Below are 24,461 nucleotides of genomic sequence, written 5' to 3'. Positions count from 1 at the left end.
GGCGCGCACCGTGCGAGACAGGCTTGAGAGAAGGGATTCGGCCGTTGCCCCCGTACGGGATGCCGAGAAGTGCGAGGGGGTGGACCGCGCTTGTCGGGTCTCCGCAGCAAGAATCGGTCATCGCGACCAAGGCGACCGGCGTCTGCAAAACCGCCTCGAGAACTTGACCTTGATTTAAAAAGCGTATCCCGCGCGCACATCACCCGCATCCCGGCAAAGGGATGCCCTGCCGATCTGGTGCCGGAGTCACCTTGCTCCCGGCCCCGGCTTGTCAGCCAGGCGAACGAGGCCAGAAGCAGGGCGCGTTCGACCGCGGCATCGGCGATGCCCGCTGTCGGCACATGTCGCGCGGGTCGAAGCAGGGTCCGCGGCTTACGCTGGTCGAGGGGGTGCATTCGGGTGAAGGGCACACCGAGAGGACACCCCGATGGACGACTACCCACTGATCGAGAACCACGGCCTGCTGGGTGATCTGCAGACCGCGGCGCTGGTCACCACCGATGGGGCCGTCGACTGGCTGTGCCTGCCCCGGTTCGACTCGCCCAGTGTGTTCGGCGCGCTCTTGGACAAGGACAAGGGCGGGCACTGCACGGTCCGCCCGCAGCACGAAACCTACGCCACCAAGCAGTTGTACCTGCCCGACACCGCGATCCTGGTGACCCGGTTCATGACCGAGGCGGGCGCCGGTGAGGTCCTCGACTTCATGCCCGTGACCGGTACGACGGTCACGCCCCGCCACCGGCTGGTCCGCATGCTCCGCTGCGTACGCGGCAGCATGACGTTCGAGGTCGAGATCGCTCCACGGTTCGACTACGGACGCAAGCCCCACCAGTTGGACATCACCGAGCACGGCGCGGTGTTCGCCGCGCAGGACGGCGAGCAACTGACCGTGCACCCCATCCGCGAACCGGAGGACGAAAGCGTGGTGGACGTCCTCACGGCCCGGCACGACGACCTGTACTGCTCGCTGACCCTGCGGGCAGGCCACGAGCGCGGGCTGGTCCTGGAGTCGGCCGCCGACGGGCCGCCCAGGGAGATCCGCCTGACCGAATACCGGCGACTCTTCCACGAGACCGTCACGTTCTGGCGCTCCTGGCTGAACCAGTCGCGATACTCGGGGCGTTGGCGGGAGACGGTGGAGCGTTCCGCGATCGCGCTGAAACTCATGACCTATGCCCCCAGCGGCGCCGTGGTGGCCGCCCCGACGGCGGCGCTCCCCGAGCAACTGGGCGGCGAGCGCAACTGGGACTATCGCTTCACCTGGGTCCGGGACGCCTCCTTCTCTGTGTACGCCCTGCTGGGACTGGGCTTCACCGACGAGGCCAGGGGGTTCATCCAGTGGCTGGGCGACCGGGTCAAGGAGAGCGCCGGCGGCGGCGACTCCGGCCCCCTCAACATCATGTACAAGGTCGACGGCTCTTCCGACCTGGACGAACAAATCCTCGACCACTGGGAGGGCTATGCCGGTTCCGCGCCGGTGCGGATCGGCAATGGCGCTGCCACACAGCTCCAACTGGACATCTACGGCGAGGCACTGGACAGCGTCTACTTCGCTCATCGGCACGGGTTCCACGCGGGGTACCGGGGCTGGAAGTCGATGGCGGAGAACCTGGACTGGCTGGCCGACCACTGGAACCAGGCGGAAGAGGGCCTGTGGGAGACCCGTGGCGGCCGCCAGGACTTCACGTACGGACGCGTGATGTCATGGGTGGCCTTCGACCGCGCGCTGCGGCTCGCCGAGTCGACCGGCTGGCCGGCCGCGGTCCCGCGCTGGAGTGCCGCCCGGGACGAGATCTACGAGCAGGTCATGGCCAAGGGATGGAGCGAGGGCCGGCGTGCCTACGTCCAGCACTACGGCAGCGACGTGCTCGACTCCTCGCTGCTGCGTATGGCCACAGTGGGGTTCATCAACCCCGAGGATCCGATGTGGGCATCCACCCTCGATGCCATGGACCAGGAACTGGTCAGCGACAGCCTGGTCTACCGCTACAACCCCGAGGCGTCCCCCGACGGCCTGCGTGGCTCGGAGGGAACCTTCTCGCTGTGCACGTTCATGTATGTCGACGCGCTGGCCCGCGCGGGGCGAATCGACCAGGCGAGGCTGGTGTTCGAGAAGATGATGGGCTACGCCAACCACCTCGGCCTGTTCTCCGAGGAGATCGACCCCACGGGCCGTCAACTGGGCAACTTTCCCCAGGCGTTCACCCATCTCGCCCTGATCGACGCGGCCATCACCCTGAACGCGGCTCTTGATCGCCGGTAGCCGATTCGCGGCGCATGCGCCGGGCGACGGGACCGTGGTGCGTGCGAGTCCCTCGTGGGCCGACGCGAGTGAGGTGGGTCAGCCACCGGTGGCGAAGCCCGGGAAGAGCGTCATCCCGCCGTCCACGTAGAGAGTGGTGCCCACGACGTAATCCATGAGGTCGGAGGCAAGGCCGACGGCCGCGTGGGCGATGTCCTCGGGTTCGCCGACGCGGTTGTAGGGGATCAGCCGCAGGAGATCCTCCTCGGCCTGCGGTGTCTCCCAGGCACTGCGGTTGATGGGGGTCTTGATGGCCCCCGGGGCGACCGCGTTCACCCGGATCTTCTTCGGAGCGAGCTCCTGCGCCAGCGTCTGCATCATCATCTGCACCCCGCCCTTGGAGGAGGCGTAGTTGACGTGCCCCGCCCACGGGATGATCTGGTGCACCGAGCTCATGCAGATGATCTTCCCCGCCGCGCGCGAGACTTCGGGGACCACACCCCGCCGCAGGAACTCCTTGGTCGCCTCACGGGCACAGAGGAACTGCCCGGTGAGGTTCACGTCCAGGACCTTCTGCCACTGGGCGAGCGTCATGTCGGTGAACGGGGCGTCGCGCTGCAGTCCGGCATTGGCGACCAGAATGTCGATCGTGCCGAACTCCTCGACCATCCGGTTCACCATGGCGACGACCTGGCCCTCGTCCGACACGTCGGCCTCGTAGGCCGCCGCCCGCACGCCGAAGGAGGAGATCTCCTCGACCACCTTTTCGGCCTCCTCGCGGCCGGCGACGTAGTTCACGACCACGTCGGCCCCGGCCCGGCCCAGAGCTACGGCCGTGGCCATGCCGATTCCGGAGTTCGCGCCCGTGACCAGCGCCTTCTGGCCCCTGAGCAGGTGCTGGGGGATCACTCCCCGCGGTGCGCCCTCGGTGGAACTCACGATGACTCTCTCCTCCACTGCTTGGCCCGGAACAGCCGGGCCGGGGCCCGGAGGTTCAGGGCCACACAATCACCGTGGCAGAGCACCGGCACACCGAGTGCGCCTGAGTTGCGCTGACCGACCTAAAAGCTTCGCCCGGTCGGAGGCGAGCTCGTCGGCGGGTGCAGCCCAGCCGCTCCAGGGGTGAGCACTCCCTCGTACGGCCTCGGTTAGGCTGGTGGCGGGCCGTGACTGGCGCTGAGGTGGAGCACCACCGGGGAGCGGCTCCGGAGAAGTCGATGCCGTGCGCCTGGGCGACAAGGTCAACCTGCTCAGGAGTGGATCATGACTCAGGCCCGGCTCATGGACGGCACCGCGCTCGCCCGGCGGATCGTGGAGGAGACCGCCGAGCGCGCGGCCGACCTCACCGAGCGCACCGGTGCGGCGCCCTGTCTGGCGACGGTGCTGGTCGGCGCGGACCCCGCGTCCGTCACGTACGTCCGGATGAAGCAGAACCGCTGCCGCAAGGCCGGCATCGACTCGCGGCACGTGGAACTGCCCGCGGAGACGACCACCGAGGAGCTGGTCGGCACACTCCGAGCGCTCTCCGCCGACCCCTCCGTGCACGGCATCCTGCTCCAGCACCCGGTCGGCGACCACATCGACGAGCGAGCCGCTTTCGAGGCGATCGCGCCGGAGAAGGACGTCGACGGCGTGACCTTCGCGTCGTTCGCGACGATGAGTTTCGGTCTGCCGGGCTTCGTGTCCTGCACGCCCGGCGGGATCATGCGCCTGCTCGACGAGTACGAGGTCGACCCCGCCGGGAAGCGCGCCGTCGTGGTGGGCCGCAGCGCCATTCTCGGCAAGCCGGCCGGCATGCTGCTGCTCGCCCGGAACGCGACGGTGACGTACGCCCACTCCCGCACCCGGGACCTCTCGTCGGTCGTCCGCGAGGCTGACATCGTGGTCGCCGCCGTGGGCCGGCCGCAGCTGGTCAAGGGCGTCGACATCAAGCCCGGCGCCGTGGTGATCGACGCGGGCTACAACGCCGGGAACGTAGGCGACGTCGACTTCGACTCGGCGCTGGAGCGGGCGTCGCTCATCACCCCGGTGCCGGGCGGCGTCGGTCCGATGACCATCGCCACGCTGCTGGAGCAGACCGTGGACGCGGCCGCCCGGCAGCTCGGGGTGTGATCAGCGCATCCAGGCGCTGTACTCCATGACATCGCCGGCCGTCACGCCGTACTCGGGCTGGTCACTGGTGAATGTGGTCTCCAGTCCGAGGACGGTGCCGGTGGCGGGGTCCATGATCAGCATCTGGCGGAGGCCGACGGCCTCGTACACGTACGCCTGACCGCTCCGCCCGAGGCGGTCCGTCACCTGCCCGACGGGCCGGAGCCCCTCCGCGTCCGCCAGGACCCGGGCGAGCGCCGCCGACTCAGGGGCGCCAAGTGTCCAATGGTCGAGCAACTCGGCCGTGGCGTCGAGAAGTTCGGCGGTGCTCAGCGATTCGGCGTGCTCGGTCTCCGCCAGGTAGGCGCGCAGCTGTCCGGCGTCGTGCGGCGGCCGCGACCCGGGCGGGGCGTCGGTCCAACTCGGCGGGAACGTCTGCCTGCTGATGACGTCCCCGTCGTCGACCAGGCGCGGCTCGCCGTCCTCGTCGGTGAGGACGGGCCGGCCAGGATGCCGCGGGTCGGTCGCCACGACGAGTTCGGTGTGGCCGTCGTCCGCCGTCCAGCGCACGATGCGCTCCTCGGGAAGGGTGATCGGCGGTCGATCGTCCGACATGCCGAGGCTCCAGGACTGCACATGCGTGCCCTTGAGCAGCGTCGGCGAGCCGTCCGCGGCGGCCGCCGCGGCGCGCTCGGCCAACCGGTCCAGGGGTACGGGCGTGGAGCCGGCCAGGACGGTCAGCGGGCGCGGTGCGGCGACCGCGGGCGTGGTGGCCGGACCGCTCAGCAGCAGGGCCAGGGCGGTCGCCGCGACGGCGGCCATGGTTCCTCATACAGGTGCACGCATGAAGGTCAACGCGCCGGACTCCACCCCACCGGCCTGAGGATCCCCAGCAGCTGCCGGACCAGCTCGTCGACCACCTCGTCCAGGGTCGCCTCCACCCATCCCGCGCTCCAGTCGTGCAGCAGTCCGTTGACGCTGCCGATGAAGGCCGTCGCGGCGAGCCGGTAGCCGCGGGGGGCCGCCTCTCCGCGTGCCGCGGCGGCCGTCGCCTCGGCGCAGATGAGGTCGACCCAGCGGGCCCGGCGGGCCAGGCGCTGTTCCTCCAGGCGGGCACTGACGCCGATGATCTCGACGAAGGTGATACGGATACGGCGTGGGTCGGCGGTGACGTTCGCGGCGTAGGCGTGGAAGATCGCGGTGACGCGTTCGGCGAGCGGGCGGTCCTCGGCTCCGGCGACGGCGGTCCGGACCGCTCCCTCCGCCCAGTCGTTGACCTGGAGGTGCAGCGCGGCCAGGACGTCCTCGAGGGTGCGGAACTCCTCGTAGAACTGGCGGGTGGACAGCCCGGCGGCCTCGCTGAGCGCCGCCACGGTCGTGGCCCGGTAGCCGGGGGTGCCGCCGAACAGCTGGAGCGCGGCGTCCAGGAATCTGCGACGGCGCTCGGCCTGCCGTTCCTCGGCGGACCTGCCTCCGTAACGGCCGGTCGGCGCCTTGAGCCTGCCCGCCACTGAGCCTCCTTCGTCGAACCACGGTCAATTTTGTCGTGTACGCGGTCTTGTGGCCAACGGCATCTCTTCCTTACTTTCCAGTAAGTCAAATCTGAACGTGTCCGTTTTCAGATCTGGTTCCAGATTCCCCCACAGAGGAGAGAGCAGTCATGCCGGTCCTCAGACCTCGGCACCTTTGCTCCGTAGCCGCCGCCCTCGTCCTGACCGTCACCGCTCCGGCGACCGCCGCCACCGCCACCGGCACCTCCGCCGCCGCCCTGCGCGAGGTGTTGTTCGTCGGCAACAACTGGGACGGCACCGCGGACGTCATCAAGTCCACCGGCGACTTCGCGAAGATCGGCCGGATCAACGTCATCCCGGACAAGGACGCCCGGATGGCGGAGATCAACGCCGACCCCATCAAGTGGATCTACTTCACGGCGATCCGCAACGGCGTCGGCGAGGGCCACGACCAGTTCGTCGACGACATGTACACCACGCCGGACGGGAAGTCGGTCGTCGTCTCCCGTCCCAGCTTCGCCGACGTCGTCTCCATCGACCTCGCCACCGGGAACATCAACTGGCGTTTCCCGGTGTCCGGTTACCGCTCCGACCACATGGCCGTCTCCCCCGACGGCACGCGGGTCGCGGTGTCCGCCTCGATCTCCAACACCGTGCACGTCCTGGACATCAACACCGGCAAACAGCTCGGCTCGTTCGCCACGGGCGACAAGCCGCACGAGAACATCTTCACCAAGGACGGCAAGTACATCTGGAACATGGCCATCGGGGACGTCAACACGGCGCTCGACGACCCGGCCTGGGACTGGACGAAGGGCGACCGGCACATCACGGTCGTGGACGCGACGACGTACAAGCAGGTCAAGGTCATCGACATGCGGCAGCGGCTGGACGCGATCGGTCTGACGAACTACTCGGACGCGGTCCGCCCCGCCGTCTTCTCCCCCGACGAGTCCAAGCTGTACTTCCAGGTCTCGTTCTTCAACGGCTTCTTCGAGTACGACGTCGCCACGGACCGGATCACCCGCACGAAGACCCTGCCGAAGAATCCCGCGACCAGCGAGGACCGCACCACCTGGGTCAACGACTCGCGCCACCACGGCATTTCGATGAGCCCGGACGGCGCCAGGCTCTGCGTCGCGGGCACGATGGACGACTACGCGACGGTCGTCGACCGCACTACTCTCCAGGAAGGCCCGCTCGTCACCGCCTCCAAGCCCTACTGGGCCACGGTCAGCGGCGACGGCAAGGACTGCGTCATCTCCGAGAGCGGCGCCGATCAGGTCACGGCCATCGACTTCGCCACGGGGCAAAAGACGGTGTCGGTCCCGGTCGGCGACCACCCGCAGCGCGTGCGACTCGGGCACGTGGCCGCCGACTGGACCTCACCGAGCAGCTGAGTCGGCCCTCCGTCGCTGTCGAAAGGTCCCGCCCGTTCCGTCCCGGGCCCGCCGTGCTGCCGCGCGACGGGCCCGGGGCCGTTCCCGGAGTCGTGTCCTAGCCGACCGTCCGCGCCGCCCACGCCGCGAGTTCGGTGCGGGCCGCGTTCAGCAGTGCCGTGGACGGGGACGTCGCCCCGTTGGTCACCAGGGCGTAGTGCAGGACACCCGTGTCCGACGCGGTGAGCAGGAGGCGGCGGCTTGCGGTGCCGCCCGGCTCGGCGGCCACGGCGACGGGTGTGGTCGGCGTGTACGCGGGCGGGCCGTACGCGGTGCCGAGGTCGGAGACCACCGTCGTCGACCCGGTCGGGAACGACGCCGGGAGGTGCAGTTCGGTCGGCGCGGAACTGCCCTTGGAGCGCCACACCAGGAGCCCGTACTGCCCGGAGCCCACCAGTTGCGCCACGTTCGGCAGCGAACTCGGCACCGGGTTCCAGGTCAGCGTCGTCGAGCCGTCGCGGGAGCGGTCCTCGTAGGTGAAGGCGACCGTGGACCCGGATGTGGCGCTCGGGTAGACGCGGTCCAGGAGCCGGGCGTCCTGACGCAGTGCCACGGTGCCCGAGTCGTCCATGCGTACGGCGGACAGGTCCTCGTCGTTCCAGGCGTCGCCGGAGGTGAGCACCTTGTCGGGGTTGCCGTTCATCAACTCGTGGTGGCGGCCGTTGTAGATGTCCCACTGCCACTGGGAGCCGGAGAGGACCGGTCCCGAGGCGGCGGGAGTCGTCCACCAACCGGCGCCCTTCACCCGGGAGTCGAGGGCCTGGTACATCGCCTTCAGGACCGTCGGCGCCTTGTCCGAGACCGTCCCCGACAGCGGGTGGCCGAACTCGCTGACCACGGCCGTCGTCCCGGCGGCCGAGGTGCGGTCACGGATCGTCCCGAAGTCGGTCGCGTACTGCCCGTCGCCCGCCTTGCCCCACATCAGGATCCCGGAGATGGCCTTCTGGTCGTAGAAGTGGGTGTTGAAGACATAGCGGGAGCCGAGCGTGCCCGCGTCCAGCAGGCCGCCCTCCTGCTTCTGGGAGTCGATGTTGGCGTTCCAGAAGAGGTTGGGCTCGACGAAGGCCGGCTTGTCCTGCCAGCCGGCCGCGTCCATGCCGGCGCGGAACTTCGCATAGAACGGCCAGAGGACGTTCTTCTCCCAGCTGCGGCTGGTCTGGCCCGAGTCGTAGGTGCCCGCGTACGGCTCGTTGTAGGGGTCGAAGCCGACGACGCCCGCGAACTCCTCGTCGGACAGGTGCTGTCTGACGTACGTCATCGTCTGCCGGGCGGTGGCGAGGAAGGCGTCCTGGAGGCCGTAGGTGTTGTGCCAGAAGTCGTAGGACGCGGCCTTGACCGCGCCGTTCTGGGTGATGTTCTGGCCCCAGAAGAGGCAGATCCCGCAGGACTCGTCCGGGTAAGTGCCCGCGTCCACCGCCCACTCGGGGGCGCCGTCGCCCGTGTACCAGCTGTCGTCGTCGAAGAGGTAGCGGGAGTAGAGGTCCTGGTGGAAGTCGGGGTAGACGCGGATACCGGCGTCGAGGAAGGCACGCATCTGGTCGGTGGCGGCAGCCAGGTACGCGGTGTCCACCTGACCGCGGGCCGGTTCGGCATGGGCCCAGGAGAGCAGGAAGCGGACCGAGTTGCCGCCGCCGAGGGCGCGCAGCGCGGTCGCCGACTTCTTCGCGTCGGCGACCGAGGCGAAGGGGAGGCCGCTGTTCTCCTCCAGTTTCGTCTCGCCGGAGACGTTGTAGCCGCGCAGTACGACCTCGCGGCCCAGGCTGTCGGTGAACCGGCCGTTCGACACGGTCAGTGAGGTGCCGTCGAACCAGAGGGAGTCGGGGACGGTGGCGGCGGTGGCGGACGGGGAGCCCGCCACCGTCAGGAATCCGCAGAGGACAACCAGAACAACGAGCAGACGTGCCCGGATATTCGGCATGGCCACTACAGTCCGGTGCTTTCCGGACACCGTCAATACCTTCTGACCCTCGAGTAAGTTCCTTGTCTGTCAGCTCAGTTGGCCACCCTGCGCGTCACGTTCAACAGGTACTCCTTGCGGTTCAGCGGGTTGTGGTCGGTGCGCGGCCGCTCGGGGACCGTGCCGCGCGCGACCGGCGCGTAGTGGTCGAAGGCGCTCTCCAGCTCGCCCTCGCCACGTGTCAGCCCGGGCAGCTGCTGCTCCAGACCGTGCACCCGGGCAGCCGGCATCGCCCCCTCCAGGACACACGAGCCGCCCCGGGTGTCGGTCGTCTGCGGTACGGCCCGCAGCGCGGCCAGCACCGGCAGCAGCGCGCCCAAGGTGTCCGCCGGGGCCTCGAGACGGAAGTGGTGCATCGGTTCGTACACCTGCGTGCCCGCCCGCCGCAGCGCCTCGATCAGGACCAGCGGGGTCAGTCCCCGGAAGTCCGCGCCGGTGCTCGACATGCTCTTGTCGAAGCCCTGGTGGGCGTGGCTCTGCCGGGGCCAGTAGCCGGAGTGCGTCATGGTGACCGTGCAGTCGGTGACCCGCCAGCCGTGCAGACCCTGGCCGAGGGCCTCACGCACGGTGTCCTCGACCGCCTTGAAGAAGGCGTACGGCATCGCGCCCAGCTCCACCTCCAGCCGGAAAGCCACGCCCGCGCCGACGGGGGCCGGGTCGACGCGCAGGCCGACGGTCGCGAGGAACGGGTTGGCGTCCTTCTTGATGAACTCGACGGCCCCGCCCGTCCCGGCCGGCCGTTCGACGCACAGGGGGGTCGTCTCGCGGAAGGTGACGTCGAGCCCGTACTCGTCGGCGAGGGTCGCCTGGACAACCTCCTTCTGCACCTCTCCGTACAGGGACACGGAGATCTCCCGGCGCACCTCGTCGTGCCGCAGGCCGATCAGCGGGTCCTGCTCGGCGAGCTGGGTGAGCGCGACGTGCAGGGCCCTGGTGTCCGTACCCCGCCCCGGGACGACGACGGTTTCGAGAGTCGGCGGCGCGAAGAAGTGCCCGTACGGCTTGCGCGGTACGCCGATCGCGTCGCCGATCCTGATGTCGGCGAGGCCCCACAGCCGGGCGATCCGGCCCGCGGGGACGGCGCCGTCCCGGGTGTCCGTGCCGCGGTCGAAGACGCTGATGCCGGTGATCCTGCCCTCCCGGCCGTCCTCGCCGAAGGCGATCCGGTCGCGGGTGCGCAGCGTGCCGGAGAACAACCGCGCGTAGGCGACCTTCTCCCCCGCCGGGCCCCGCTCGACCTTGAAGACGGTGCCGGAGACGGGCCCGTCCGGGTCCCCGTCGGCGGCGGGCAGCAGTTCCTTGATGCCGGAGATCAGCGCGGCGACGCCCGCCCCGGTCATGGCCGAGCCGAAGTACACCGGGTGCACACGGGCTTGCCGGGTCTGGGCGACGAGGGCCGCGCGCAGGCGGTCGTGACCGACCGTGTCCTCGACGTACGCGGAGAGCAGGGCGTCGTCGTGGTCGGCGAGGACGTCGAGCGCGGCCGGGTCGAGACCGGGCGTGAAGCCGGCCTCGCGGGTGCCGAGCCCGGTGGCACGCCCCATGGGTACGACCGCCGCCGAGAGACGTTCGGACAGGGCCCGCAGCACGTCCGTGTCGCGGGCCCCACGGCGGTCGATCTTGTTGACGAAGACCAGCGTGGGGATGCGCAGCCGCCGCAGGGTCCGCATCAGCACGCGCGTCTGCGCCTGGACGCCCTCGACAGCCGAGACGACGAGTACGGCGCCGTCGAGGACGCCGAGCACTCGTTCCACCTCGGCGATGAAGTCGGGGTGGCCGGGGGTGTCGATCAGGTTGACGGTCACGTCGTCGACCGGGAAGGAGACGACGGCGGACTTGATGGTGATGCCGCGCTGCCGCTCCAGCGCGAGCGTGTCGGTCTGCGTACTGCCGGCGTCGACGCTGCCGATCTCGTCGATGACCCCGACCATGTGCAGCAGCCGTTCGGTCAGACTGGTCTTACCTGCGTCGACGTGCGCGAGGATGCCGAGGTTGAGCAAGTGCACGAGGCGTCATGTCCTTTGAAGAGGGGGTCGTTCCTTCCGGGGTGGACATGAACGAAGTGCGCATGTGCTGATCCTCACTGGATGACTGCGGAACCCGTGCAGTGCAGCAGAGCCGCGGCCGCTCGAGCAATGGATTAACGATCAACCAACCGTGCCGCAGCGCTCGCCGCGTCATCGGCACGGTCATAGAGTGACGTACATCACGCTCTGTCGATGTGTTCCCACTCCTCCGCCTGCACGACCTCTGGAGGGCATATGACCCACATTTCGGTGAAAGTGGACGGCACGACGTACGAGGACGACGTGGAACCGCGCCTCCTCCTGGTCCACTACCTGCGCGACCGGCTCGGCCTGACCGGCACCCCGATCGGCTGCGACACCTCGAACTGCGGGGCCTGCACGGTCGAGCTCGACGGCGCCGCCGTCAAGAGCTGCACCGTGCTCGCCGTGCAGGCGGACGGGAGCGAGGTGACCACCGTCCAGGGGCTGGCCCGTGACGGCGAGTGGACCGCGCTGCAGAAGGCGTTCCACGAGCGGCACGCACTGCAGTGCGGCTACTGCACCCCGGGGATGATCATGGCGGCGCGTGATCTGCTGCGCGAGCACCCCCACCCCACCCCGGACGAGGTACGGCAGGGCCTGGAGGGGAACCTCTGCCGCTGTACCGGCTACCAGAACATCGTGCAGGCCGTCCTGGCCGCCTCCGAACAGGAGGTCACGGCATGACCGAGACGACGGAACGCGAGGTCGGCCGGTCCCGCCCCCGCAAGGAGGACGCCCGCCTGATCACCGGGCAGACCAACTGGACCGACAACATCCAGGTCGCCGGGCTGCTGCACCTGGCGATCCTGCGCAGCCCCATGGCCCACGCCCGGATCGAGCGGATCGACGTCTCGCCGGCCCTGGAGCGCCCCGGTGTCGTCGCCGCGTTCAGCGGGAGCGACCTCGCCGAGGGCCTGGGCTCGCTCCCCTGCGCCTGGCCGGTGACCGAGGACATCGTGCTGCCCGACCACCCGCCGATCGCCGTCGACGAGGTGCGCCACGCCGGTGACCCGGTGGCGGTCGTGGTGGCCCGCGACCGGTACACGGCCGCCGACGCCCTGGAGGCGATCGAGGTCGACTACGAGCCCCTGCCCCCGGTGCTCGACCTGGAGGCCGCGCTGCGGCCGGACGCCCCGCTGGTCCACGCGGACAAGGGAACCAACCGCTGCTACGTCTGGCCGCTGAAGACCGGCGAGGACTTCGAGGCCGTACGGCAGCGCGCCGACGTGACCCTGAAACGCCGCTACCACCAGCAACGCCTCATCCCCAACGCCATGGAGCCGAGGGCGGTCGTCGTCACGCCGCTCGCCGCGTCCGGCGAGTACACGGTGTACTCCGCGACCCAGGTGCCGCACATTCTGCGGGTCATGCTGTCCGTAGTCACCGGCGTCCCCGAGCACAAGCTGCGCGTCATCGCCCCCGACGTGGGCGGCGGCTTCGGCTCCAAGCTCCAGGTGTACGGCGAGGAGGCCATCGCGCTCGCCGTCGCCCGCAGGCTCGGCCGACCGGTGAAGTGGACCGAGTCCCGCTCCGAGGGCTACCTGGCGACCCACCACGGCCGGGGCATGATCCAGGACATCGAGATCGCCGCCGACCGCGACGGCAGGCTCCTCGGCCTGAAGGTGGACCTGCTCGCCGACATGGGTGCCTATCTGATGCTGGTCACACCGGGCATCCCGATCCTGGGCGCGTTCATGTACCCGGCGATCTACAAGATGGACTCCTACGATTTCACCTGCACCGGCGTCTTCACGACCCGGACGCCGACGGACGCCTACCGCGGCGCCGGGCGTCCCGAGGCGACGTTCGCCATCGAGCGGACCATGGACGAGCTGGCGGCCGAACTCGGCCTGGATCCGGTCGAGTTGCGGCGCCGGAACTGGATCAAGCACGAGGAGTTCCCGCACACGTCGATCGCCGGCCTGACCTACGACAGCGGCAACTACGAGGCGGCGACGGCCAAGGCGCTCGAGCTGTTCGACTACGACAAGCTCCGCGCCGAGCAGGCGGACCGCAACGAGCACGGGGACACCGTACGGCTCGGCATCGGCGTCTCGACGTACACGGAGATGTGCGGCCTCGCACCGAGCCGGGTGCTCAGGGACCTCCGGTACGCGGCCGGCGGCTGGGAGGCGGCGAGCATCCGCATGCTGCCCACCGGCAAGGTCGAAGTGGTCACCGGCACCAGCCCGCACGGGCAGGGGCATGTGACCTGCTGGAGCCAGATCGCCGCCGACGTGCTGGGCGTGCCGTTCGAGGACGTCGAGGTCGTGCACGGCGACACCAAGGCGGCCCCGCAGGGCATGGACACCTACGGTTCGCGGTCCCTGACCGTCGGCGGGGCGGCCGTGCACCATGCGGCGCAGAAGGTGGTCGACAAGGCCCGGAAGGTGGCCGCCCATCTGCTCGAGGCCAGCGAGAACGACCTGGAGTTCACGGGCGGCGTCTTCTCCGTGAAGGGCTCCCCCGAGGCCCGCAAGACCATCCAGGAGATCGCCTTCGAGACGTTCTCCTCGCACGACCTGCCCGACGGCATGGAGCCCACCATCAACGCCGAGCACCTCGTGGACCCGGACAACTTCTCCTACCCGCACGGCACCCACCTGTGCGCGGTCGAGGTCGACACCGAGACCGGGCATACGCGGATCCGGTCGTACGTCTGCGTCGACGACGTCGGCCACGTCATCAACCCGATGATCGTGGAGGGGCAGGTGCACGGAGGGCTCGCGCAGGGCATCGCGCAGGCCCTGTACGAGGAGGCCGTGTACGACGAGGAGGGCAACCTGGTCACCGGCACGCTGGCCGACTACATGGTCCCGGCCGCACCTGACCTGCCCGAGTTCGTCACCGACCGCACCGAGACACCGGCCACCTCCAATCCCCTGGGCGTCAAGGGGGTCGGCGAGGCGGGCACGATCGCTTCCACGCCCGCCGTGGTCAACGCGATCGTGGACGCCCTGCGCCCCCTGGGCGTCAAGGACGTACGAATGCCCTGCACGCCCGAACGGGTCTGGCAGGCCGTGAAGGAGGCGTCGGCATGATTCCCCCCGCATTCGACTACGCCCGTCCCGGCAGCATCGACGAGGCGGTGCGCACGCTCGCCGACGCGGGCGAGGACGCGAAGGTGCTGGCCGGCGGACAGAGCCTGCTGCCACTCATGAGGCTGCGGCTGGCCTTCCCCGAGCTCGTCGTGGACGTCGGCCGGATCCCCGAGCTGCGTGGGGTCCGGGAGGACGGCGACACCCTCGTCATCGGGGCGATGACCACGCACCACGACGTCATCGCGGATCCGCTGGTCCGACGGCACGCGGGACTGCTGGCGGCCGCCACGTCCACGGTCGCGGACCCGGCCGTACGGCACCGGGGCACCCTCGGCGGCTCCCTCGCGCACGCCGACCCGGCCGGGGACCTGCCCGCCGTCGTCCTGGCACTGGACGGCGAGCTGGTCGCACAGGGGCCCGGAGGCCGGCGCACGATCGCCGCGCGCGAGTTCTTCGTCGACTTCCTCCAGAGCGCGCTGGCGCCCGACGAGCTGCTGGTCGAGGTCCGCATCCCGAAGGCGGACGGCTGGGGCTTCCGGTACGAGAAGTTCCACCGGGTCGCCCAGGCCTATGCGATCGTCGGCGTGGCCGCGCTGGTGCGGCGCGACAACGGGCACATCACCGAGACACGCATCGGCCTGACCAACATGGGCGCCACGCCGCTGCGGGCCTCGGCCGTCGAGCAGGCCCTGTCCGGTGCCGGAGACCCGGACGCCGTGGCCCGCGCCGCCGAATCGGCGGCGGAGGGCACCCAGCCCTCGCAGGACACCGGAGGCTCGCCCGAGTACCGGGCCCACCTGGCGCAGGTCCTCACCAAGCGGGCGGTCCTGGCCGCCGCCGGAATGGGGTGAGCGCCGATCACCCGGATGGACGGCCCGGAGCAGGTGCGGGCCCGCCTGGAGGAGACGGGGTACCTCGTCGACGACGGGCTGGCCGTCGCCTGCTTCCTGGCCCTCAGGCTGCACCGGCCGATCTTCTGCGAGGGCGACGCGGGCGTGGGCAAGACCGCGCTCGCCTCCGCCCTCGCCGAGGCACTCGGCGCCCCCCTCGTCCGGCTGCAGTGCTACGAGGGCATCGACGCCTCCCAGGCCCTGTACGACTGGGACTTCCCGCGTCAGCTGCTGCATCTGCGGGCCGCCGAGGCGGCCGGGGTCAGGGACGCCGAACGGCTGGAGGGCGAGCTGTACGACCGCCGGTTCCTGATCGCCCGGCCGCTGCTGCGGGCGCTGCAGACGCAGCCGTCGGTGCTGCTCGTCGACGAGATCGACCGGGCCGACGACGAGTTCGAGGCGTTCCTGCTGGAGCTGCTGTCGGAGTTCACGGTCACCATCCCGGAGCTCGGCACGCTACGGGCCGAGGTGCCGCCGGTGGTCGTGCTGACCTCCAACCGGACCCGCGAGGTGCACGACGCGCTGAAGCGGCGCTGCCTGTACCACTGGTTCGACCACCCTGGCTTCGCCCGCGAACTCGCCATCGTACGAAGGCGGTTGCCGGCCGTGTCGGCCCGGCTGGCCGAGCAGGTGACCGCGCTGGTGCAGGCGCTGCGCGCGCAGGACCTGCTCAAGCCGCCGGGAGTGGCCGAGACGATCGACTGGGCGCAGGCGCTCGACGCGCTCGGGGCGAGCGAGGTGGACGCGGAACTGGCGGTGGCCACACTGGGCTCGGTGCTCAAGTACCGCGAGGACGCCGAACGGGCCCGGGGGCTCGATCTGGCGGCAGTGCTCGCGAAGCGCGGGGCGTGATCGCCGTGCTCGCCGCGGACGCCGCCATCCTCGGCTTCGCCCGTGCCCTGCGCGCCGCCGGTGTCGACGCGAGCGCCGAACGCCTGCACTCCTTCCTGCGCGCGGTGGACGTGCTGGGGCCCGGGATGCGGGCGGACCTGTACTGGGCGGGCCGGCTGACCCTGTGCGGCAGCCGGGACGACCTGGAACGCTACGAGCGGGTGTTCGCGGCGTACTTCGGCTCCGGCCGGTCCTCCGGCCGGCCGGGCCGCGCCGCTCCCCCGCCGCGCCTCCGGCTCGTCGTACGGGACACGCCCCCCGGCTCCCGTACCACCGCGGAGGGCGAGCGGCAGGTCCCGCCCACCGCCGCACTGGCCAGTTCCACCGAGGTGCTGCGCCACCGTGACGTCGCCGGGCTGGACGCGGCCGAGCGGGCGCACCTGCGGCGGTTGCTGGCCGCGTTCGCGCTGCCCGGCCAGGCACGGCGTACCGCGCGGCGCCGGCCGGCCCGCCGTGGCGACGTCGACCCGCACCGCACGGTGCGCGAGATGCTGCGGCGCGGCGGGGAGCCCGCCCGGCTGCGCCGCCACGACCGGGCCGAGCGGCCGCGCCGCGTCGTGCTGCTGGTGGACGTCAGCGGCTCCATGGCGCCGTACGCGGACGCCCTGCTGAGGTTCGCGCACGCGGCCGCACGCGGTCACCGCACGGAGGTGTTCACGATCGGCACCCGCCTGACCCGGGTGACCCGGGAACTGTCGCACCGGGACCCGGACCTGGCGATGGCCGCGGTCGCCGCGGCGGTGCCGGACTGGCGCGGCGGTACCCGGCTCGGTGAGCTGCTGCGGGAGTTCCTGAACCGGTGGGGGCAGCGGGGCATGGCGCGCGGCGCGGTCGTGGTGCTGCTCTCCGACGGCTGGGAGCGCGGCGACCCGGAGCTGCTCGCGGCCCAGATGCGCCGCCTGCACCGGCTGGCGCACCGGGTGATCTGGGCCAACCCGCGCAAGGCACGGCCCGGCTACGCGCCCCTGGCCGCCGGGATGGCGGCGGCCCTGCCGAGCGTGGACGCCTTCGTCGAGGGGCACAGCCTGGCCGCGCTGGAACGTCTTGCGGCGGTGGTGCGAGGGGCCCCCGCGGAAGAAGCGGCGCCCCGCGGGAAAGGAGCAGAACGTGCGTGAGATTCTCCCGGTGCTGAGCGGCTGGTACACGGCCCGGACACCGTTCGGGCTCGCCACGGTGGTCGCGGTCAGCCGCAGCGCGCCGCGCGACCCCGGCGCCGCCATGGCCGTCGGGCCGGACGACGAGGTCGTCGGCAGCGTCTCCGGCGGCTGTGTGGAGGGCGCCGTGTTCGAACTGGCCCAGGAGGTCGTGGAGAGCGGGGAGGCACGCCTGGAGACCTTCGGGTACAGCGACGAGGACGCCTTCGCGGTCGGCCTCACCTGCGGCGGCGAGATCACCGTCCTGGTGCGGCCCGTCACGCCCGAGCGGGATCCGTCGTTCGGCGCGGTCGCGGAGTCCGTCACCGCCGGCCGCCCGGTGACCGTCGCCACCGTCACCGACGGGCCCGCGCCACGCGGAGCCACGCTCGCCGTCTGGCCGGACCGGGTCTCCGGGACGCTCGGCGCGAGCGGTCTGGACGTGGCGGTGACCGCCGACGCGCGCGGCGAACTCGCCCTCGGTGCCACGGGTGTACGGCACTACGGGACGCACGGGGAGCGGCGCGAGGACGCCGTCTCCGTGTTCCTGCACTCCTTCGCGCCGCCGCCGCGCATGCTGGTGTTCGGCGCGATCGACTACGCGGCCGCCGTCGCCCGTATCGGCGACTTCCTCGGCTACCGGGTCACCGTGTGCGACGCCCGGCCCGTGTTCGCCACGCCCAAGCGGTTCCCGCCGGGCGTCGAGGTGGTCGTGGACTGGCCGCACCGCTACCTGAACGGCACCGACACCGACGAGCGCACGGTGATCTGCGTCCTCACCCACGACCCGAAGTTCGACGTGCCGCTGCTCGAGGAGGCGCTGCGCCGGCCGGCCGCCTACATCGGGGCGATGGGCAGCCGCCGTACCCACGACGACCGCATGGAGCGGCTCGTCGAGGCCGGCCTGACGGACGGCGAGCTGTCCCGGCTGCGCTCGCCGGTCGGACTCGACCTCGGGGCCCGTACGCCCGAGGAGGTCGCCGTGTCCGTGGCCGCCGAGATCGTCGCGCTGCGCTGGGGCGGCAGCGGCGCCCCGCTGGCGGCGACGGCGGGCGCCATCCATCCGTCCAACCCGCTGTGAGGAGGAAGCCATGGAGCTGCACCACGAGTTCACCGTCCCCGTCCCGGTCCAGGAAGCCTGGCGGACGCTCCTCGACATCGAACGGATCGCCCCCTGTCTGCCCGGGGCGACTGTCGAGGACTACGACGGCAAGACCGTGACCGGCTCGGTGAAGGTCAAACTGGGCCCGATCACCGTCGCCTACAAGGGCACCGCCGTCTTCGAGGAACAGGACGAGACGGCGCACCGGATGGTGCTTGCCGCGAGCGGCCGGGAGACCCGGGGCCAGGGCACGGCACGGGCCACGGTCACCGGCACGCTCAGCGAACAGGACGGCGGCACCGCCGTGTCGGTGCGGACCGATCTGACGGTGACCGGGCGTCCGGCGCAGTTCGGGCGGGGGGTGCTGGCGGAGGTGGGCGACCGGCTGGTGGGGCAGTTCGCCGCTTGCCTGTCCGAGAAGCTGACCGAGCAGGAGGCGCCGGTGTCCGAGGGGGCCGCGGCGGCTGAGAGCTGGGAGGGGAACGAGCCCCTCGACCTGTTCCGCACGGCGGGGGTCCCCGTCGCCAAGCGGGCCGCGGTCGCGGTGGCCGCCGTCAGCGCCGTGGTGGCGCTGGTCGTGGCCGTCGTACGGCGCCTGCGGCGGGCCTGAGCCGGACGGCCCACCCCCGCGGCCCGGAGGAGAGGTGAGCGGCGCGAGGACCGTGGCAGCCGCGCAGAGGTCGGCGAACCCGAGGGCGCCGGGGCCGTCAGGGGTGCCTGTGCCGTGCGAGGTGGCCCCGGAGGCGCAGGTGCTCAGGCCCGGCCGCTGCTCCCCGCGAAGAGAGTCTTGCCGAGCTCGTGGTCCAGGGACGGACGGATCTTGCGGCCGAGGGCTCCCGCGGTGGCCTCCTCGGCGACCTCGATCACGCACCGGGCCTCGTGGACCGCCTTCGGATACGTCGTGCCGGCCCGCTTCGCGACGCGGGTGAAGAAGGCGTGCTGGTTCATGTGGTGACCGTTGGCGGGTTCGTCGGGGGCGTGGGCCACCCGGCGCAGATGCTCGCCGATCTCGTGGGGCAGCTGGGAGGCCGCCTTGTCGGCTACGGTGGGCGGTACCCGCTCCGCCAGGGTTTCCAGGCTGGCCCGGGTGGCCCGTTCGGCGGCTCCGCGGCTGTCCAGCCGGGCCCGGGCCTGCACCTGGCCGATGAATGCGTCGTGCTGCATGACTCGCTCCCAGGGTGTGGTCGCGTCGGGCAGGCCGGGTGCCCCGTCGTCGCGGTGCCCAAACGGGTCAGCGCGGTGGCAGCCGGTGCAGGACCACGTCCGTGAGGCGGCCGTCGACCACGGTGGCGGTCATGTAGGTGCAGTGCGGCTGGCGGCGGCGGTCGGTCGGGGAGCCGGGGTTGAGCAGGCGCAGTCCCGTGGGGGCGGTGGTGTCCCAGGGGATGTGGCTGTGGCCGAAGACCAGGACGTCGAGGTCGGGGAAACGGGCGGCGCACCGCGCCTCCCGACCCTGGGCGGGGCCGGTCTCGTGGACGGCGCCGAAGCGCAGGCCGCCGAGTTCGGCGTACGCCACCTCGGGGAGCCGGGCGCGCAGGTCCGGGCCGTCGTTGTTGCCGTACACGCCGATGAGCTCGCGGCAGCGGCTCTCGAGCAGGTCGAGGGTGGCCGAGTCGACCCAGTCCCCGGCGTGGAACACGACATCGGCGCGCGCGAGTTCGGCGAGGAGCTGCGCGGGCAGTTCCCTGGCGCGCTTGGGGAGGTGGGTGTCGGACGTCAGGAGCAGGCGCACGGGTTCAGCGTACGGCGACCGCCTGTCAGGTGATCTACAGGTAAAACTGTTCAGCTGTAACTGGACAGTTCTACCTGACGAATTTAGGGTGGGCCGCATGGAGCAGCAACCCGCCGAGGCCCTCGAGCCTCCCGACGGCGTCTCCGAGTCCGCCGCCCGTGCGGCCCGCGATCTGCGGGTCGTGTTCAGCCGGCTGCGCCGGCGGATCAGGGAGGTCGCCGAGGACGAGGAGCTCACGCCCTCCCAGGAGTCGGCGCTCACCCTGGTCGGCAAGCACGGAGCCGCCACGGCGAGCGCCCTGGCGTCCGCCGAGGGCGTCCGGCCGCAGTCGATGGCCACCACGCTCGCGGCCCTCGACCGGCACGGTCTGATCCGGCGCAGCCCCGATCCCGACGACGGCCGCCGCCAGCTGGTCACGCTGACCGACGCGGGCCGCGAGCGCGTCGAGGGCAACCGGCAGGTCCGGGCCGAGTGGCTGGCCCGCGCGTTCGAGGACCGGTTCACGGAGGAGGAGCGCCGGACGGTCCTGGCGGCGTTCGCCCTGATGGACCGGCTGACCCAGCCGTGATACCGAAACTCGCCCGGCACGGCGCGACGACGGTGCCCGGCTCCTCCCCCACCGCCTTCGATCGGCGCCTCATCGCGCCGATGGTCCTGGGCTCCGTACTGAACCCGATCAACTCCTCGATGATCGCCGTCGCGCTGGCGCCGATCGGGCTCGCCTTCGGAGCCCCACCGTCGCGGACGGTGTGGCTGGTGTCGGCGCTCTATCTGGCCACGGCCGTCGGGCAGCCGGTCGTCGGACGGCTCGTGGACATGTACGGGCCCCGCCGCCTCTACCTCCTCGGTACGGCGCTGGTCGGGGCCGCCGGTCTCCTCGGCGCGCTCGCGCCGTCGCTGGGCGCGCTGATCGCCGCCCGGGTGCTGCTGGGGTTCGGGACGTCGGCCGCGTATCCGGCGGCCATGCAGCTGACGCGACGCGAGGCCGAGCGCACCGGGCAGGACAGCCCGGCCGGGGTGCTGACCGCGCTGGCCGTCGCCAACCAGACGGTCGCCGTGGTCGGTCCGGCCCTCGGCGGGTTCCTGATCGGTGTGGGCGGCTGGCGGGCCGTGTTCACCGTCAACGTGCCCCTGTCGGCGGCCTGCCTGGTCCTCGGTGCGCTGCGGCTGCCGCGGACGCAGCGACCGACCGGCAACCGGCGCGGCGTCGACCTGCCCGGCATGGCCCTGTTCGCCGTCACGCTGGTCGCGCTGATGCTGTTCCTGATGGGCCCGCGGCTCGACCGCTGGTACCTGCCGGTGCTCTTCGCCGTCGCCGCCGTCGCCTTCGCGGTACGCGAACTGCGGGTGCCGGAGCCGTTCGTCGACCTGCGCGTGCTCGGCGGCAACGTGCCGCTGATCGTCACGTACCTGCGTCAGTTCCTCGGCTACACGACGTCGTACGCCTACCTGTACGGCTTCACCCAGTGGCTGGAGGAGGGCCGCGGCCTGGACCCGTCCACCGCCGGGCTCGTGCTGCTGCCGCTGTCGGCGAGCGCGCTCGCCGTGTCCACCCTGACGGGGCGCCGCGAGGCCGTACGGAGCAAGCTGGTCGTGGGCTCGCTCGTGCAGATCGCCGGGTGTGTGACGCTGCTCCTGGTGGGCGCCGGCAGCGATCTGTGGGTCCTGCTCGTGGCGGGCGCCGTGATGGGCGTACCGCAGGGGCTGATCGGGCTCGCCAACCAGACCGCCCTGTACCGGCAGGCCGAGCCCGCGCGGATCGCCTCCGCCGCCGGACTGCTGCGCACCTTCATGTACCTCGGCGCGCTGGGCGCCTCCGCCGCCGACGCGGGCTTCTTCGCCCACCGCGCCGACACCGCCGGCCTGCACGACCTGGCCCTCTTCATGCTCGCCGGATCCGTACTGCTGCTGGCGACCACCCTGTCCGACCGTTCCCTGAGCACACTCACCACCCGAAAAACCGGGAACACCGGAATCACCGCAAGCACCGGAAATACTCGAAACACCCGAAAGGCCTGAACTCCCCATGGCACTCACCGCCCTCGACCCGCGCACCGCCCTCGTCGTCATCGACCTCCAGGCCGGCATCGCCGGCGCGCCCACCCAGCCGTACTCCGGCGCCGACGTCGTCGCCCGCAGCGTCGAGCTCGCCGACGCGTTCCGCGCCCACGGCCTGCCCGTCGTCCTGGTCCGGGTGTCCTTCGCCGCCGACGGCGCGGACGCCGTCCCGGGCCGCACCGATGCCGCGCACCCCGGCGGCAGCCGGCCGGACGGCTGGGACGTCATCGTCCCCGAACTGGCCGGACACCCCGGCGACATCACCGTCACCAAGCACAACTGGGGCGCCTTCCACGGCACCGACGTCGACGTCCAGCTGCGCCGTCGCGGGGTCACCCAGATCGTGCTGACCGGCATCGCCACCAGCATCGGCGTCGAGTCCACCGCCCGTGCCGCGTACGAGCACGGTTACCACGTCACCCTCGCCACCGACGCGATGAGCGACCTGGACGCCGAGGCCCACCGCGGCAGCATCGAGCGGATCTTCCCGCGGCTGGGCGAGACGGGCACGACGGCCGAGGTCCTCGAACTCCTGGCCAAGACGCACGGCTGACGCGCCGGGTGAACGGCGCGGCGGCGGGGCCGGCATCGGATCACACCCACCCCGCCGCCGCGCCATGCGCTTCGCCGACGATGACGGGCGGCGAGGGAGCCGGCTGGATCTACCGCGGTCCGCCGAGAGCTACCGCGTCTGGGCGAAGGAGCAGGCCGTCGGCGCCATCACAAATGCCTGGCAGTGATCGCCGCCCACAACGAGGCGTCGCTGGCGCTTACCCGTCGGCTCGGCTTCACCGAGGAAGGGCGCTTGCGGGAACACGTTTTCTTCGCCGGCCGGCACCACGACCTCGTCATGATGGGCATTCTCGCCGACGAGTTCGACCAGTGAGACAAGACGAGCGATCCAGGAGTACTGCCCTCAGCTGCGCACGGTGGCACGCAGGCGCAAGCCGACAGTCGCGAGGCCTCCGAAGGTGGCGACCTGGTAGCCGGGTTCCGGTCCGGGCGGCTCGCTCAAGTCGTGGCGGCGGGCGGTCTGCGCGGTCAGGAGCGTCAGCATCGCCATGGCCAGAGCGGTTCCCTCGCAGCCGTGCGGCCCGGTACCGAAGGAGAGGAAGACCCCGGGTTTCGCCGGCGAGCGCGAATCATCGAGCCAGCGCTCGGGGCGGAACTGGTCCGGCTCGGAGTATTCCCGGGCGTCGCGATGGGCGGTGTAGGGGCAGACGAGAACGGTGGACCCGGCGTCGATGGTGTAGTCGGCGAGCTGAGTCTGTCGCGCTGCGCGTCGGGTCAGAAGCCAGCTCGGGGGGTGCAGGCGGAGCACCTCGCGTACCAGTGCCTGGGTGTATTGCAGGCTGTCGAGGTGGGTGCTGGTCGTCGCGGTCGGGTCCGCGGGCAGCAAGGCGGCTTCGGCCGCGATGCGGCCCGCTGCCTGGGGGTGCCGGGCCAGGTGGAGCAGGATCCAGCCGGCTGCCCGGGAAGGTGTCTCGAAGGTGGCGACGGTGATTCCGGGGAGAGTGTCGAGGATGGCCTCTTCCGGCAGTGGGCCGTAGCGGGAGGAGGGCCGGAGCATCTGTCCCAGCAGGTCGTCACCGAGCCGGCCCGATGAACAGCGCCGGCGGACGATGGGCCGCAAAGCGTCGACGAAGGCGACTTGCTGCCGTGTGCGGAACCGCCGTGCCGGTGTGGGCATCCAGCGCGGCCATACCCAGCGCGAGGGGCGTGCGAGCACCTCCCGGGCCAGGAAGAGCTGTGAGGCAAAGGGCAGCAGGGTGGGAGCGTCTTCGGAGAAGAGGTAGTGCACGCCGATCTCTGCCAGGGCGTGCCGGACCAGGGGCAGAATCTCGACGTCCTGGCCCGTGGGCCACTGGTCGGCGAATCGAGCGGTCCTGGGCGCGATCTCCCCGATCCGGGCTGCAACGGCCTGCGCACGTAGTCCGCGCATTCGGGCGGCGTGAGCGTGCGCACGCTCCTCAGGCGTCGCTCCGCTCGACCGCTTCAACGGCGGGAAGAGAGGCGAGGGTGCCTTGGGGAAGTCCTGCGCGCGATGCAGGACCTCTTCACACGGCCCGGCCGTAGCGGCTACATAGACACCCGGCTCCAGCTGCCAGACGTCCCCGCACTCGTCAGCGCCACGGCGCGCCATGGCCAGCCGGTCGCGGCTCCAGGCCGCGAAGCCGCCTTCGGGCAACCGCGGCGGCTCATTCATTCGGCCCATGAGATCGTCCCTGGCTCTCGTACCTGTCCAGGCCGATATCGTCGGCAGCGTGGCTGGGAACCGGCGGGCGCCAGGGGCACCCGCCGACAGTGCGGTCAGACCCCCTCGACG

Annotated in this window: 21 protein-coding genes, 1 pseudogene and 1 riboswitch; of the genes and pseudogenes, 14 read left to right on the top strand and 8 right to left on the bottom strand. The window is 71.3% G+C overall.

Annotated features, from left to right (window positions below; translation table 11 throughout):
- Positions 1-427: 427 nt before the first annotated feature.
- Positions 428-2,263 (top strand): glycoside hydrolase family 15 protein, encoded by a 1,836-nt coding sequence (locus ACFY16_RS29375; protein ID WP_390650196.1) that lies wholly within the window; start codon positions 428-430, stop codon positions 2,261-2,263.
- A gap of 78 nt (positions 2,264-2,341) precedes the next feature.
- Here the strand turns inward: ACFY16_RS29375 and ACFY16_RS29370 are convergent, their stop codons facing one another.
- Positions 2,342-3,181: an SDR family oxidoreductase gene (locus tag ACFY16_RS29370; RefSeq protein WP_390650195.1), complete on the bottom strand. Its 840-nt coding sequence runs from the start codon at positions 3,179-3,181 to the stop codon at positions 2,342-2,344.
- A 217-nt stretch (positions 3,182-3,398) separates the two neighbouring features.
- Positions 3,399-3,483: riboswitch (ZMP/ZTP riboswitch) on the top strand.
- A gap of 22 nt (positions 3,484-3,505) precedes the next feature.
- Here ACFY16_RS29370 and ACFY16_RS29365 point away from each other — a divergent pair.
- A complete protein-coding gene (locus tag ACFY16_RS29365; protein WP_390650194.1) occupies positions 3,506-4,354 on the top strand; it encodes a bifunctional 5,10-methylenetetrahydrofolate dehydrogenase/5,10-methenyltetrahydrofolate cyclohydrolase in 849 nt (282 codons plus the stop codon).
- Here the strand turns inward: ACFY16_RS29365 and ACFY16_RS29360 are convergent, their stop codons facing one another.
- Positions 4,355-5,155, bottom strand: coding sequence for a CU044_5270 family protein (locus ACFY16_RS29360; protein WP_390650193.1), 801 nt, complete (start codon positions 5,153-5,155; stop codon positions 4,355-4,357). It lies immediately after the preceding gene.
- Positions 5,156-5,184: 29 nt separating this feature from the next.
- Positions 5,185-5,844: a TetR/AcrR family transcriptional regulator gene (locus ACFY16_RS29355; RefSeq protein WP_390650192.1), complete on the bottom strand. Its 660-nt coding sequence runs from the start codon at positions 5,842-5,844 to the stop codon at positions 5,185-5,187.
- A gap of 149 nt (positions 5,845-5,993) precedes the next feature.
- On the opposite strand from ACFY16_RS29355, the gene ACFY16_RS29350 reads away from it, so the two are divergent.
- Entirely contained in the window at positions 5,994-7,244 is a 1,251-nt protein-coding gene (locus tag ACFY16_RS29350; RefSeq protein ID WP_390650191.1) for a YncE family protein, read from the top strand.
- A 97-nt stretch (positions 7,245-7,341) separates the two neighbouring features.
- Here the strand turns inward: ACFY16_RS29350 and ACFY16_RS29345 are convergent, their stop codons facing one another.
- Entirely contained in the window at positions 7,342-9,201 is a 1,860-nt protein-coding gene (locus tag ACFY16_RS29345; RefSeq protein ID WP_390650190.1) for an endoglycosylceramidase, read from the bottom strand.
- 74 nt (positions 9,202-9,275) lie between these two features.
- Complete coding sequence (locus ACFY16_RS29340) at positions 9,276-11,246, bottom strand: GTP-binding protein (RefSeq protein WP_390650189.1); 1,971 nt, start codon at positions 11,244-11,246, stop codon at positions 9,276-9,278.
- A 255-nt stretch (positions 11,247-11,501) separates the two neighbouring features.
- Here ACFY16_RS29340 and ACFY16_RS29335 point away from each other — a divergent pair, with 255 nt between their 5' ends.
- From ACFY16_RS29335 to ACFY16_RS29305, 7 genes are read left to right on the top strand one after another with little or no spacing between them, the layout of a single operon-like run.
- The gene (locus tag ACFY16_RS29335; protein WP_390650188.1) at positions 11,502-11,972 is read left to right on the top strand and encodes a (2Fe-2S)-binding protein; all 471 of its coding nucleotides are present in this window, start codon (positions 11,502-11,504) and stop codon (positions 11,970-11,972) included.
- Positions 11,969-14,329 carry a xanthine dehydrogenase family protein molybdopterin-binding subunit gene (locus tag ACFY16_RS29330; protein WP_390650187.1) on the top strand — a complete coding sequence of 787 codons (2,361 nt, stop codon included), beginning with the start codon at positions 11,969-11,971 and terminating at the stop codon, positions 14,327-14,329. The genes ACFY16_RS29335 and ACFY16_RS29330 overlap by 4 nt, the downstream gene beginning before the upstream one ends.
- Positions 14,326-15,180, top strand: a complete 855-nt coding sequence (locus ACFY16_RS29325) for an FAD binding domain-containing protein (protein WP_390650186.1) — start codon at positions 14,326-14,328, stop codon at positions 15,178-15,180. The genes ACFY16_RS29330 and ACFY16_RS29325 overlap by 4 nt, the downstream gene beginning before the upstream one ends.
- 15 nt (positions 15,181-15,195) lie before the next feature.
- Entirely contained in the window at positions 15,196-16,071 is an 876-nt protein-coding gene (locus tag ACFY16_RS29320; protein WP_390650185.1) for an AAA family ATPase, read from the top strand.
- Positions 16,068-17,225, top strand: a complete 1,158-nt coding sequence (locus ACFY16_RS29315; RefSeq protein WP_390650184.1) for a VWA domain-containing protein — start codon at positions 16,068-16,070, stop codon at positions 17,223-17,225. The genes ACFY16_RS29320 and ACFY16_RS29315 overlap by 4 nt, the downstream gene beginning before the upstream one ends.
- Entirely contained in the window at positions 17,218-18,324 is a 1,107-nt protein-coding gene (locus ACFY16_RS29310; RefSeq protein ID WP_390650183.1) for an XdhC family protein, read from the top strand. The genes ACFY16_RS29315 and ACFY16_RS29310 overlap by 8 nt, the downstream gene beginning before the upstream one ends.
- Positions 18,325-18,334: 10 nt before the next feature.
- On the top strand, positions 18,335-18,955 hold the full coding sequence (locus ACFY16_RS29305) for an SRPBCC family protein (protein ID WP_390650182.1): 621 nt from the start codon (positions 18,335-18,337) through the stop codon (positions 18,953-18,955).
- 143 nt (positions 18,956-19,098) lie between these two features.
- Here the strand turns inward: ACFY16_RS29305 and ACFY16_RS29300 are convergent, their stop codons facing one another.
- Together ACFY16_RS29300 and ACFY16_RS29295 are read right to left on the bottom strand one after the other, a co-directional pair.
- Entirely contained in the window at positions 19,099-19,509 is a 411-nt protein-coding gene (locus tag ACFY16_RS29300; protein WP_351137848.1) for a DUF2267 domain-containing protein, read from the bottom strand.
- A gap of 67 nt (positions 19,510-19,576) precedes the next feature.
- Positions 19,577-20,077 carry a metallophosphoesterase family protein gene (locus tag ACFY16_RS29295; RefSeq protein WP_390650181.1) on the bottom strand — a complete coding sequence of 167 codons (501 nt, stop codon included), beginning with the start codon at positions 20,075-20,077 and terminating at the stop codon, positions 19,577-19,579.
- A 97-nt stretch (positions 20,078-20,174) separates the two neighbouring features.
- Here ACFY16_RS29295 and ACFY16_RS29290 point away from each other — a divergent pair, with 97 nt between their 5' ends.
- The 4 genes and pseudogenes from ACFY16_RS29290 to ACFY16_RS29275 form a co-directional block, all read left to right on the top strand.
- A complete protein-coding gene (locus ACFY16_RS29290) occupies positions 20,175-20,645 on the top strand; it encodes a MarR family winged helix-turn-helix transcriptional regulator (protein ID WP_390650180.1) in 471 nt (156 codons plus the stop codon).
- Complete coding sequence (locus ACFY16_RS29285; RefSeq protein WP_390650179.1) at positions 20,642-22,096, top strand: MFS transporter; 1,455 nt, start codon at positions 20,642-20,644, stop codon at positions 22,094-22,096. Before ACFY16_RS29290 ends, ACFY16_RS29285 begins: the two co-directional genes overlap by 4 nt.
- A gap of 7 nt (positions 22,097-22,103) precedes the next feature.
- Positions 22,104-22,688, top strand: coding sequence for a hydrolase (locus ACFY16_RS29280; protein WP_390650178.1), 585 nt, complete (start codon positions 22,104-22,106; stop codon positions 22,686-22,688).
- 159 nt (positions 22,689-22,847) lie between these two features.
- Positions 22,848-23,021: pseudogene (locus ACFY16_RS29275) on the top strand (GNAT family N-acetyltransferase); the annotation flags it as partial.
- Between the two features lie 30 nt (positions 23,022-23,051).
- Here the strand turns inward: ACFY16_RS29275 and ACFY16_RS29270 are convergent.
- Complete coding sequence (locus tag ACFY16_RS29270) at positions 23,052-24,341, bottom strand: cytochrome P450 (protein ID WP_390650177.1); 1,290 nt, start codon at positions 24,339-24,341, stop codon at positions 23,052-23,054.
- Positions 24,342-24,461: the final 120 nt, after the last annotated feature.

The organism is Streptomyces sp. NPDC001315, assembly GCF_042896175.1.
Taxonomy (GTDB): Bacteria; Actinomycetota; Actinomycetes; order Streptomycetales; family Streptomycetaceae; genus Streptomyces.
This window is presented reverse-complemented; position numbering and strand designations above follow the sequence as displayed.

Coding starts and splice junctions, on each gene's coding strand:
- ACFY16_RS29375 (WP_390650196.1), top strand. CDS start 428: ATGGACGACTACCCACTGATCGAGAACCACGGCCTGCTGGGTGATCTG.
- ACFY16_RS29365 (WP_390650194.1), top strand. CDS start 3,506: ATGACTCAGGCCCGGCTCATGGACGGCACCGCGCTCGCCCGGCGGATC.
- ACFY16_RS29360 (WP_390650193.1), bottom strand. CDS start 5,155: ATGGCCGCCGTCGCGGCGACCGCCCTGGCCCTGCTGCTGAGCGGTCCG.
- ACFY16_RS29350 (WP_390650191.1), top strand. CDS start 5,994: ATGCCGGTCCTCAGACCTCGGCACCTTTGCTCCGTAGCCGCCGCCCTC.
- ACFY16_RS29345 (WP_390650190.1), bottom strand. CDS start 9,201: ATGCCGAATATCCGGGCACGTCTGCTCGTTGTTCTGGTTGTCCTCTGC.
- ACFY16_RS29335 (WP_390650188.1), top strand. CDS start 11,502: ATGACCCACATTTCGGTGAAAGTGGACGGCACGACGTACGAGGACGAC.
- ACFY16_RS29330 (WP_390650187.1), top strand. CDS start 11,969: ATGACCGAGACGACGGAACGCGAGGTCGGCCGGTCCCGCCCCCGCAAG.
- ACFY16_RS29325 (WP_390650186.1), top strand. CDS start 14,326: ATGATTCCCCCCGCATTCGACTACGCCCGTCCCGGCAGCATCGACGAG.
- ACFY16_RS29320 (WP_390650185.1), top strand. CDS start 15,196: ATGGACGGCCCGGAGCAGGTGCGGGCCCGCCTGGAGGAGACGGGGTAC.
- ACFY16_RS29305 (WP_390650182.1), top strand. CDS start 18,335: ATGGAGCTGCACCACGAGTTCACCGTCCCCGTCCCGGTCCAGGAAGCC.
- ACFY16_RS29300 (WP_351137848.1), bottom strand. CDS start 19,509: ATGCAGCACGACGCATTCATCGGCCAGGTGCAGGCCCGGGCCCGGCTG.
- ACFY16_RS29290 (WP_390650180.1), top strand. CDS start 20,175: ATGGAGCAGCAACCCGCCGAGGCCCTCGAGCCTCCCGACGGCGTCTCC.
- ACFY16_RS29280 (WP_390650178.1), top strand. CDS start 22,104: ATGGCACTCACCGCCCTCGACCCGCGCACCGCCCTCGTCGTCATCGAC.
- ACFY16_RS29270 (WP_390650177.1), bottom strand. CDS start 24,341: ATGAATGAGCCGCCGCGGTTGCCCGAAGGCGGCTTCGCGGCCTGGAGC.